We start from the raw sequence: 11,884 nt of genomic DNA, 5'->3' as shown, positions 1-11,884 counted from the left end.
AGTCGCATTGCCCGTATTATTCAACAATGTTTTTGTATAAAGAGGGTAGCGGTATGAGTTTAAAATTTCGTTTAGTCGCGTCTTTTGTTGGTATATTTTTGATTGTATTATGCATGTTTGCAGGAACTACTTATGTAACTTCAAGTCAGAAAGATGATGGCTTGGTCATAAACCTCGCTGGCCGACAAAGAATGCTTTCACAGAAAGTAACTAAGGAAGCTCTTTTGTTTATGCAAACAGGAGATGCGGCCGGTAAAAATCAGGTAGAGAAAACTAAAGGGATCTTTGCAGCAACATTAGCGGCTCTTACTTTCTCAGGAAAGGCGCCATTAACATTAGATATTAATGGACCTTCCGTTCATATTCCCGCTCCCAATGATGCTGTCCGGTCTCAGCTTTCTGTCGTAAATTCGCAGTGGGATGAGTTTGTTGTGATGCTTAATAATGTTCTTTCAAAATCTGATACAGTTACACCTGCCCAGCTTTCAGTTAAAAGTGTAAATGTTTTAAAGAATATGAATAAAGCTGTGGTCATGATGCAGGCCGATGCTGAAAGCAAAATATCAATGCTTGTCTGGATTCAGGTCGGATTCACAATATTATCAGCTTTGGCTGTTTTAATAGTTCTAATCATGGTTAACCGTAAAATTACTCTGCCTCTTGAACGACTCCGAAATTACGCTAAGGCTGTAGCTGACGGTGATCTTAAAGCTGAAGTTTCAGGCAATTATACGGCTGAACTTTTGACTCTTAAAGACGCCTTAGCGCGGATGGTTCGAAAGATAGGCGAGACCATTAATGAAGCCGTAGAGAAAGGGACTTTGGCTGAGCAGAGTTCGATGAAAGCTGAAGAAGCCTTGGTCAAAGCCAAGGAGAAGCAAGATGAAGTTTCAAGCTTAGTACTGGCAATGCAAGAGGGGGCCGACGAAGCCGGCTCAATTTCCGAAGAAGTTTTTATGGCTATCAGCGGCCTTGCTGCTCAGGTTGAGCAGGTAAATAACGGTGTTGATATCCAGAGAGATAGAGTTGCTGAAACTGCAACTGCCATGGAAGAAATGAACAGTACTGTTTTTGAAGTGGCGCGTAATGCCTCAGATGCAGCCCAAAGTGCTGAGCAATCAAAAGAGAATGCTCAAACTGGTGCAAAGGGTGTTAAGAGAGCTATCGACTCAATTGGACAAATTCAGGAGCGTATTATGAAGCTGAAGGAAACCATGGGCGCTCTTGGTGAACAGGCGGACAGCATCGGGCACATCATGAATGTTATTACTGACATTGCTGATCAGACAAATTTACTTGCTCTTAATGCTGCAATTGAAGCTGCCAGAGCTGGTGAAGCTGGGCGCGGATTCGCGGTTGTTGCTGACGAAGTTCGTAAACTGGCAGAAAAGACCATGGATGCGACTAAAGAAGTTGGAAATGCGGTTTCTAGTATTCAGGCTAATGCCAGAGAAAACATTCAAGCTGTAGAACTCGCAGCAAAAGATATTATTGTAAGTACTGAGGCGGCTTCCGAGTCCGGTGAGTTTATGAACGAAATCGTTAATATAGTTGATGCAACTGCTAGTCAGATTGAATCAATTGCGACTGCCAGCGAAGAGCAGTCAGCTACATCCGAAGAAATTAATCGCGCAGTTGGTGACGTTTCCATGGTTGCTTCCGAGACAGCTGAAGGAATGGGGAAAGCTACAGAATCGCTAGCTGATATTAATCGCCTTGTTGATAATTTGAATTCAATTGTACAGAAACTCGGCAAAAGTTAGTCTTAACCACTAACCTTATATAGAAAACAAAAACGCCCGGCATATACTATGTCGGGCGTTTTTTTATGATGACAATGATAGTTTTACTACTGAACTAATTGGTGCCCTGAACGTCCCCAAGCCAGTGCTCCTCCAGCGAGTGAGCAAACTTGCTTATGCCCATTGTTCTGTAGAAAACTCCCTACAATATTTGAGCGATAACCAGATCCGCACATGACAATTACAGGGGTGTCTTTGTTCACATCAAATCCTTCTTCGAGAACCTTCACAAGAGGGCTGTGAACTGCTCCATTAACGTGTCCTGCATCCCATTCCATGGGAGTTCGAACGTCTAATAATATGAAATCTTGATTTGCATCAATCGCTTCTTGCAAATCTGCGGTAGATTTTTGCGCCAAGCTTTTCACAGGGTATCCGGCAAGGAGCCAAGAGCTTATTCCCCCGAGTAAGTATCCAAATATATTGTCGTATCCAATGCGGTGCAGTTCAAGGCACATGCGGTCGTAGTCTGCTTTGGAGTTTACGACCAGTAATATGTCTGCATTTGGCTCAACAACCATTCCTACCCAGTTTGCAAGCTGTTTTTCAAGTCCGATGCTGATACTTCCCGGAATATGGAATCCACCAAATCCAGCTGCATCACGGATATCAATAACAGTCGCGCCTCCGTCCATAATCTGTTTGAATTTTTCTGGATTCATTGCCCTGTCTAGAGGACACCGCTCGAGAAGTGGCGCACCTTTAAAGTTTGTTTCAATGATGTGGCTGAAAGATTTGGGACGTGCTGGAAATGATTGCATGACTACTTCTTTAAATTTTTCAAAAGATTCAAACTTCAGCATGGGATTGTTGCGTCTTTCGTAACCCAGTGTTGTGCTTGGTTTAGCACTCATGCCTTTACCGCAAAGTGATCCTTGTCCGTGAGCGGGAAACACTTCAAGATAGTCAGGAAGTTTCCCGAGTTTGACATAAAGGCTGTCATAGAGATTTGCTACCTGCTGATCTAGGATTTCATCTCCGGGAAGATCTGGCCGACCAATATCGCCGACAAAGAGCAAGTCTCCAGTAAGAATCATCCACGGATCAGTACCGCGCATGGTGTCAGTTATAAGAATAGAAACGGCATTAGGTGTGTGCCCCGGAGTGTATATGAAGTCCATTTTGGAACTACCTAGAGAAATGGAATCTCCCTCAGCAAGAGGGGTGTGCTTGTAGGCTACTTTTGCGTTTTCATGAATGAATAACTCCGCCCCGGTTAAGGACTTAAGCTCCTGCTCACCGCCTACGTGGTCAGCATGCACATGTGTGTTAATGACGTGAGTAATCTTCATTCCCTCTTCACGGGAAATGTCGAGATACTCTTGCACGTCACGTTTAGGGTCTACAACAGCCATCTGTCCTGCTGCGGGACAGCCTATTATGTATGAATAGCAACCAAGGCCTTCGGTGGTTATCTGTTTGAAAAACATTGACGATTATTCTCCTAAAGTTCTGGTTTAAGACTAAAATACTTCCAAAGACTGACCGCAGCAGTTGAATGATTACAACTTTACTTTCTGAACCCACAGATCATGTTTGTTACAGAAGCTTGTTACGTAGAATTTTTTTCCTGCGCTATTAGCTGGCAGTTTGAATGTCGAGACAGCTTTTTTATCTGTTGGCGCAAAGGTGTGGCCGTCTATAAAGTTACCTTTTTTATCAACAAGAGTGTGGCGAACAATGTAATGTTTTTCTGACATAGGGTGAGGAGTACTCACGATGAGTTTGTTATTTTTTACTTCAACTTCAGGAACGTGGCTACCAGCTTTGTTTGCCCAATGCCCAGGGTGTTTTTGAGTGAAAGCAACATTATAAGGGAATTCCAGCTCGTCTCCCGCAGAAGCTGTTCCGCCCGCTAGAAGGGTTCCTGCAACTGCCGCAGCTGACATCGCCATAAAATTTCTTCTTGAAGTCATTCTTATTCTCCTTATGTTAAATTGTCTTTGATCTATCTTTATACTGATTTATTTTATAAATATATGATATTGTCAAGAATCATTACTATTTCTGTTAAAATCATATCTAAATAAAAGATTGTTTGTTTAACAGATGTAGATCAGCTTTAATGTTATTAAGCATTCACTTTTGAGTTCTTTTGTTTTTTATTAGTGTTGTTTAATTGAGTATGGTATAAAGTGCTTAATTAGTTTGACTCTTTTTATTTCAATGTATTATATATTATGAATACATGAAAACTTTTCTTACTATTTCGAACTATTACTGACCGAAAAATATGAGATGAATATGATACGAAGAATTATTTTGATAGTCATTTCCTTTTTCTTGCTTTCCGTAATGATAACACCTGTTACTTTGTTTGCTTCCGATAAACGTGTACTTCTTATCAGTTCATATCATCCTGCTTTCCCGACTTTTTTTCAGCAGATTGACGGCATTAAGTCTGTGCTTGATCCTGCAGACGTGAAGCTTGATGTTGAATTTATGGATAGCAAGCGTTTTTATGCTCCAAAGAATATTACCGCTTTCCATGAACACTTAAAATTAAAACTAGAAAATATTAGTCCCTATGATGCTGTTATTACATCTGACGATAATGCTTTAAAGTTTGTCTTAAAATATAAGGAAGATCTTTTTCCAGAAATTCCTATAGTCTTTTGCGGTGTAAATAATCGTAAATTGGCTTTGTCCATGAATTCAAACGATCTTGTTACCGGAGTTATTGAAGAGGTCTCAATGCGTGAGACTTTGAATTTGATTTTGAGGTTGCTTCCTAAAACTGAAAAAATATATGCAATTGTAGATGACTCTCCCAGTGGACAAGGCGACCTTAAAACTTTTGAAAAACAAAAAAATAATTTCCCGAATATGATGCTTGATATTCTTCCTTTGCAAGATTTCTCTTGGGAAGAGTTTGAGCGTAAATTGGCAGAACTTCCTCAGTCTAATGCGATATTATTGTTGTCGGCTTATAGAGATAAAAATTTAACTTCTAAGTCATTTGATGAAGCCCTTAAATCTATTGAAAAGTATAGTAAGGCGCCAATTTTTCATTTGTGGGAACATGGTTTGGGGCAAGGAATAATAGGTGGGGAAGTTATCTCTCATTTTGAGCAAGGTGCTGCTGCCGGTGAAATGGCCACAGACATTATTGCTGGAAGGGCAGTAAAGGATATTGATGTTGTAGCTGGGGGGGATGTAAATAAAATTGTGCTTGACTACGACGTTTTACGTAAGTTTGGCGTGTCCTCTAACCTTTTGCCTGATAACATTGAATTATTGCATGAACCCGTATCTATTTTCAAAGATCACCGTAAATCCATTCTCATAGCGATTCTCTTTATATCTCTTCTTTTATTGTCTTCAGGCGTTCTTTTGATTTATGTTTTCAGGCTTCGCAAGGCTGAAGATAAGATTCGTAGAAGTGAAGAACGGTTTGCTTGGGCAATGGAGGCTAACCGCGATGGTCTCTGGGATTGGGAAATAGATACAAATATTGTGTATTACAGTCCTGGATATAAAGCGATGCTTGGGTATGGAGCTGATGAAGTCCCTGCTCATGTGGATTCATGGCTTGATTTAATACATTCTGATGATCGCGAATTAGCAATGGTAGTAAACTCAGAATGTATTGAAAATAAAAGAGAAAATTTTGAAGTTGAATTTCGCATGCAAAAGAAAGATGGCGGGTGGTGTTGGATTTGCGGGCGCGGAAAGGCTGTTGCTCGTCATGAAAATGGACGTGCTATTAGAATTGTAGGAACTCATTCAGATATTACTGAGCGGAAACAAGCGGAATATGAACTGATTAGTTTGCGTAACTATCTGAATAGCATTATTAATTCGATGCCTTCTGTCCTTATTGGGTTAGATATAAATGGTGTGGTAACTCAGTGGAATCATAGGGCTCAAGAGGTATCAGGAATTAGCTGCTCTGAAGCGGAAGGTAAAATTTTATCATCTGTTTTCCCTCGTCTTTCCTCGCAAATGAATCGGATTGATGAAGCTGTTTCTAAGCATGAAATCCATGTTGAGAGGAATATATACAGTCATAATGGCGGAGAAGAAAGGTATGAAGATATTACTATTTATCCGCTTTCTGATATTGGAGTTGAAGGGGCTGTTGTGAGGGTCGATGATGTTACTCAGCGTGTTCGGCTTGAAGAGATGATAGTTCAAAATGAAAAAATGATGTCGGTCGGAAGTCTCGCTGCTGGAATGGCTCATGAAATAAATAATCCGCTTGGTGCCATTATTCAAGGTGCACAAAATATCGATCGCCGTCTTTCTCCAAAACTTGCTGCCAATTTTAAGGTCGCTGAGCGTTGGAACTTGGACTTTGAGAACTTGCAAGGGTATCTTCAGGAACGTGATATCTTTCAAATTCTTGAAGGGATTAGTGCTTCCGGACTTCGTGCGGGGGGGATAGTTTCTAATATGCTTGGGTTTAGTCGCAGAAGCGCTAAAAGCTCCGATAACCATAACTTGTCGGATCTTTTAGATAGTGCACTTGATTTGGCTGCTAACGAATATGATTTAGACAAGAAATTTGATTTTAGACAAATTAAAGTAAATCGTGAATATGGGGTGAATATCCCTGCCGTTTTTTGTGAAGGTAATGAAATTAAGCAAGTTTTCCTTAATTTAATAAAAAACGGCGCCCACGCAATGGCCGAGAAAAAATATACCAGCGTGGGGCCGTGTTTGACTCTCAGACTACATTGCGAATCTAACATGGTTTCTGTTGAGATTGAAGATAACGGGTCCGGAATGGACGAAGCTTGCCGAAAAAGGGCGTTCGAACCATTCTTTACAACAAAACAGGCTGGACAGGGTACAGGGCTTGGATTGTCTGTTTCCTATTTCATTATAACTGACCAGCACGGTGGCAGTATGAAAGTTTTATCTTCTCCAGGAGAATGGACCCGTTTTGTTGTTAAGCTACCTGCCAATTCTGACTGATTAGGTTATTCTTTCCAGCCTCCGCCTTTGAATACAATCTGATTTAATGCAACGGCCATTTCGGAGGCTGCCATCTTGTCTGTGACGATTTCTATATAGACTCCGCAGTCTGCCGTTGCAGCTTTTTTCAGGGCATCATCTAGTTCCTGATTATTGAGGACTTTTGCGCTAAACCAATCTGTCATTCCAAATGCCTGCGGAAGCTTGCTGTAATTCCATTGTGCCAGATCATTGTAATAGATGTATGGATCTTCGCATAGCATGCGCTCTATCAGGTATCCGTCATTGTTTAAGCATATAATTACAGGCTTTAGGCCGAACCTGCCGAATTGACTGATTTCCTGCACTGTGAGCTGATGTGCTCCTTCGCCCGTGATAAGTATTACTCTGCGGTCTGGATCAGCCATGGCCGCGCCGAATGCCGCTGGAGTTGCCCAGCCAATGGATCCCCATAGAGTCTGGTTGTAAAATGTGGTTCCTTCAGGAAGTTTGGCGGTGACAAGGCCCATTGAAGCCGTGCCTGTTTCAGCAATAATAATATCACCAGATCTAAAAAACTTTTCTATGCGCGGGTAAAGCGATTCTGGGGTGATTTCATCTTCGGGAGCACCTTTAGGATCTCCAAGTGAAATAACTTCATGCGCTGCATTCAACTCTTTTTGAGTTATCAGGGGCGCCAAAGCTTTAATTACATCGCTGATAAGCACATTTTCATAAATAGCGTGCCCGATGTGAACATGATCCGGGTGAATGCTTATTTCGCCTACAGGATCAATTTTAACAGTGAAAGCTCCGGTATTTATGTCTGAGCGGATGGTCCCAAAGCTTACAACCAGATCACTGTTTTCTACAATTTCACACACATCTTCTGCTAAAATATGCCCATTGTATATGCCTATGAAATTTGGATGTTGTTCTGAAAGGGTGCCTTTGCCCATGAACATAGAAGTGAAAGGCAGACCTGCTTTTTCAATTATATGCTGTGTTTCGCTTTGCAGATTATATCTGCTTATAAGTGTGCCCACCATGGCAACGGGGGAAACTGCATTGTTAATCTTATCTGAAATTAATTGTGATACGGTAGCTAGAGTTTCTGGATTGCTTTTAGGTTTTGCCTGTGGCTGAGGAGTGGTACAGCCTAGTTCCATTAGTGCAAAGTCGGCAGGAATACCTATGTAAACAGGCATTTTCTTTGTTAATGCCGCATCAATCAGCCTCTCAATTTCTGAGGCGGCATTGTCCGGAGTAAGAATTGAGCTTGCACAAACAACGGGTTGTGTCATTTTGTAAAATAGGTCGAACTCACCATTACCTAGGGTGTGGTGCATGATATTATGCCCTTGCAAAATGGAGTTCTTGGGCATGCCTACGATATGAAATATGGGAAGGTGTTCAGCATAAGCACCGGCAATACCGTTTAGCGCGCTGAGTTCTCCCACTCCGTACGTTGTGCAGAGTGCAGAGCATCCTTTGATTCTGGCATATCCATCTGCCGCAAAAGAACCATTCAGTTCGTTACAACAACCAATCCATTTTAACTCAGAATCATTGCAGATGGCGTCATTGACTGGAAAAGCATAGTCGCCGGGAACTCCGAAAATATCCGTAATCCCAATCTCTTTCAGACGGTCTAATAAATGTATGATGACAGTTTTAGGCACGCTCAACCTCTCTGAGTGAAAGTTTTATTTTGTTTAGCAAAAACTATTTGCTAAACAATGACAGTTCATCAGAAGGGTGTCCATAATTTAGTGGACAGAGTGCACTGCTTTTGCGCTGATATCTTTGATATATACGAAGTTGATTAATTTTACGTATCAATTGGCGATTAAATCTTAGCGATTAAGGTTTTGAGTAAGAAATTTATCAAGCTGGTTGGTGAACTTCTGCTTGTCTTTAGGGCCGAGCGGGGCGGGGCCGCCTGAAGCCATGCCACCAGTGCGCAGTTCTTCCATCAGGTTGCGCATGCTCAAAATACCTTTGATATTTTCTTCTGTGTACAGCTCTCCGCGCGGATTCAAACCTGTCGCTCCCTTCTCAACTATTTTATCTGCCAGCGGAATATCTGCGGTAATTACGAGATCTCCCGCTTCAGCCAAACGCGCAATCTCATCGTCCGCGACGTTAAACCCCGCCCCGACTCTAATTGAATTTATGAGTGGCGAAGGCGGAGTGGGAAGAGTTGAGTTCGCAACAAGTGTAAGTTCTACTTTACAGCGAATTGCCGCTTTATAGAGCACTTCTTTAATAACGTTTGGGCAAGCGTCGGCATCGATCCATATATGCATAGTTTTTCCGTGTGATTAGTCTGTGGTTGCTTAAAAGCTATTGCCAATTGATTTAAATAATTCCGTGCAATGGCCCGCCAATGGCCCCTAATGCGTCAACTCTTTTTTCAATTTCTGGATCTACTTCGAGTGCTGGAGCGTGATATGTTTTTAGTCTTGCATCGATGATGAGGGCTGTTTCTGCGCCCCAATGCTTGGCGTGAGTGAATGCTCCCACTCCGTACATATCAGTTGCCGGATCGGAACGAGTGAATGTTACCCACAAGAAATTATCCCAATTCTGGGCCGTGAAGTTTGCATCATCTGCAACCACGATCATTGGGAATCCTTCGATTCCTTTGGCTGTTTTAAGCGCTTCGCCCAGCCTGTCCATTTGCGAATCCTGCTGGTCACGTTTCATCTGATGCTTGGTTCCCTTTATGATAAGGATGCCCGGTGAAAATACCTGTGCGTCGCGGAAGCCGTCTGGCAGATTAATATTTGTAGGTATTTCTGTGGATAAAGTTCGTTTTTTTGAACCGGCGGCGGCAAATACAAGCTTGGACCCCTGATTCAGGCTGATACCTGAATAATCCAGTGTGTCGATGGTTGTTCTTGTTATGAAATGAAGGTCGCGAGTTAAATCCGCGCGCTCTAACATGTGGCGGAAGAAGGCTGGTATATCATGGCATGATTCGCCCGACTGCATATCTTCTTTAGCCGCAATAAATACGTATTTTGACAGTGATGTCTGAGTGTTGCCAAGTAGGCTCATTGCATTGGTAAGCAGCTCTTGCGGCTGTCTTTCTTCTGCGTATGGTACGTACCGCTCACTGCCTACAGCTAGTAATAGCGGGTGAACTCCAGCCGCGTCCACGGCGTGAACTTCGTGCACTCCGGCAAAGACGGAAGGGACGAGATCAGCCGTAAGTTCGTGAATAAATTCGCCGAACATTGTGTCTTCCTGCGGTGGGCGACCTACGGTGGTGAAGGGCCAGATGGCATCATTTCTATGGTAGACTTTATCAACTTTAAGGACGGGGAAATCGTGCGCAAGGCTGTAGTAACCGAGATGGTCTCCGAAAGGACCTTCGGGCTTGCCTGTACCGTTCTCTAAGGTTCCACTGATGCAGAAATCTGCTTCGGCAGGAATGGGTAATCCATTTGGACGGGTGACCATGGGGATGCGATGTCCTCCGATAGCTCCGGCAAAGAAAATTTCAGCTAATCCTTCTGGAAGAGGCATAACCGCTGCCATTGTCATGGCAGGTGCTCCACCGACGAATATGTTCACTTTTAGGGGAGAGCCAGCCTTGATGGCCTGTGCGTGATGGTGGCCTATTCCTCTATGAATCTGGTAATGTAGGCCTACTTCTTTGTCTGGAATAAAGTCGTTACCTGATAATTGAACTCGGTACATACCGATGTTGGAGCCGCCATATCCAGGAGTTTCAGGGGACTCAGAATAAACTTGTGGCAGAGTCACATATCCGCCTCCATCCATGGGCCACGAGACAAGCTGCGGAAGTTTGGACAGCGTTGTTTCATTCTGCATGATTGGGCCGGTGGACACTTTTTTAGGCATGGTATGCCACGCAGTCTTGGGCGCACCAAGGTAATTCCATGGTTTTTTGAGGGCTTCCATGGGGCTGAGTTTTAATTTCATCAGCTTTTCGACCATCTCTATGGTGTCACGGAATATGAAATTCATTCTATCTTTGGTGCCGTATATGTTTGCGGCCATGGGAAACTGACATCCCTTCACATTAGTGAAAAGTAGCGCCGGGCCGCCAGATTGGAAGACTCTGCGCTGGATAGCACCTATCTCTACGTTTGCATCAACAGTCTGGTCTATACGCAGTAGCTCTCCGCGATTGTCTAGAGATTGTAAGCATTCTTGTGTGTTTTTAAATCCCATATCTGAATTCCCTTCTTTGGTATGAAAAAAAAGCGGGATTGGCCCGCTTAATAAATATTATGTGTGTAACCTTTTTTCAGGTTATTTGGGTATAATCTGTTCAGATAATTAATGTTTGGAGAGATTTGAAACGAAATAATTATCTCAAGCGGCATAAAGGATGCGTGCTGGTTTCTTTGTATTCAAATGAATACTGGTGGTCAAGAGGAGAGGGGCGGATGAATGCGCCATTTGCGTGGAATGGAGCCTGCGAGCTAACGCAGGCTCCTTGAATTATATGCGGTAATTTTATGACAGGATTTTGTTGGCTAAAAGTTTTTGAATACCTACCACATCACTGCCTTTTTTGAGCTCTTTTTTGATTGGATCGCGACCGGACATCCAGAGGGTCAGCTCAGAATCCATATCGAAATGTCCTGATGATTCTACTGAAAAAGTGTTAATCGATTTGTAAGGAATTGAAAGATATTCAACCTTTTTTCCCGTCAAACCTTGCTTATCTATTAAGATAAGGCGCCCGCTGGTGAATACGTACATGTCGCGAACAACTTTAAATGCGCGATCAACTCTTTCATTATCTCCCATGATCGGCGAAAGCTCTTCCTCTACATCTTCAACAGAAATTTCGGTTGCGTTTCCAAGTAGCCCGTCAAGTATGCCCATAATATCTCCAATGGTTGTGATTTTGTTTTAAGGAAGTTTATCTTTACATGGAAAAACACGGGTTTGTCATGCTCGATGTTAACCTTTTGAGTGATTTTTTATGGGCAAGTTATAAAAAAATCGTAACTATGACACTTTGCCAGTTATTGGTCGAATATGTGGAGGCGTGTCTTGTCGTCTATTTTCAATTGTTTGCTCTTCGAAGCGAGAGCTCAATCTTTAATATATTTTAGAAGATAGTTCAATCTTTGTAGTCTTTTAAGCTCTAATTGTGTTTATTGGTATGATTTTTGCTTAATGGCCGAATCCTTTTT

General features: G+C 42.5%; 8 protein-coding genes. 2 read left to right on the top strand and 6 right to left on the bottom strand.

Annotated features, from left to right (window positions below):
- Positions 1-53: 53 nt before the first annotated feature.
- Positions 54-1,763: a methyl-accepting chemotaxis protein gene (locus BR06_RS0116730; protein ID WP_034603094.1), complete on the top strand. Its 1,710-nt coding sequence runs from the start codon at positions 54-56 to the stop codon at positions 1,761-1,763.
- An 86-nt stretch (positions 1,764-1,849) separates the two neighbouring features.
- Here the strand turns inward: BR06_RS0116730 and BR06_RS0116725 are convergent, their stop codons facing one another.
- Both BR06_RS0116725 and BR06_RS0116720 read right to left on the bottom strand, forming a co-directional pair.
- Complete coding sequence (locus tag BR06_RS0116725) at positions 1,850-3,232, bottom strand: MBL fold metallo-hydrolase (RefSeq protein WP_031485122.1); 1,383 nt, start codon at positions 3,230-3,232, stop codon at positions 1,850-1,852.
- Between the two features lie 72 nt (positions 3,233-3,304).
- On the bottom strand, positions 3,305-3,718 hold the full coding sequence (locus BR06_RS0116720; RefSeq protein WP_031485120.1) for a desulfoferrodoxin family protein: 414 nt from the start codon (positions 3,716-3,718) through the stop codon (positions 3,305-3,307).
- A gap of 328 nt (positions 3,719-4,046) precedes the next feature.
- On the opposite strand from BR06_RS0116720, the gene BR06_RS0116715 reads away from it, so the two are divergent.
- A complete protein-coding gene (locus tag BR06_RS0116715; RefSeq protein ID WP_235727750.1) occupies positions 4,047-6,722 on the top strand; it encodes an ABC transporter substrate binding protein in 2,676 nt (891 codons plus the stop codon).
- Between the two features lie 5 nt (positions 6,723-6,727).
- Here BR06_RS0116715 and BR06_RS0116710 read toward each other — a convergent pair whose 3' ends face one another.
- From BR06_RS0116710 to BR06_RS0116695, 4 genes are all read right to left on the bottom strand, one after another.
- Positions 6,728-8,383: an alpha-keto acid decarboxylase family protein gene (locus tag BR06_RS0116710; RefSeq protein WP_031485116.1), complete on the bottom strand. Its 1,656-nt coding sequence runs from the start codon at positions 8,381-8,383 to the stop codon at positions 6,728-6,730.
- 174 nt (positions 8,384-8,557) lie between these two features.
- Entirely contained in the window at positions 8,558-9,010 is a 453-nt protein-coding gene (locus BR06_RS0116705; RefSeq protein ID WP_031485114.1) for a YaiI/YqxD family protein, read from the bottom strand.
- A 52-nt stretch (positions 9,011-9,062) separates the two neighbouring features.
- Positions 9,063-10,907 (bottom strand): UbiD family decarboxylase, encoded by a 1,845-nt coding sequence (locus BR06_RS0116700; RefSeq protein WP_031485113.1) that lies wholly within the window; start codon positions 10,905-10,907, stop codon positions 9,063-9,065.
- 288 nt (positions 10,908-11,195) lie between these two features.
- A complete protein-coding gene (locus BR06_RS0116695) occupies positions 11,196-11,570 on the bottom strand; it encodes a PH domain-containing protein (protein WP_031485112.1) in 375 nt (124 codons plus the stop codon).
- Positions 11,571-11,884 lie beyond the last annotated feature (314 nt).

Origin of the sequence: Maridesulfovibrio frigidus DSM 17176, from assembly GCF_000711735.1 — a bacterium.
Classification (GTDB): Bacteria; Desulfobacterota; Desulfovibrionia; order Desulfovibrionales; family Desulfovibrionaceae; genus Maridesulfovibrio; species Maridesulfovibrio frigidus.
The sequence above is the reverse complement of the archived record's forward strand: the minus strand, read 5'-3'. Positions and strand labels throughout refer to the sequence as shown.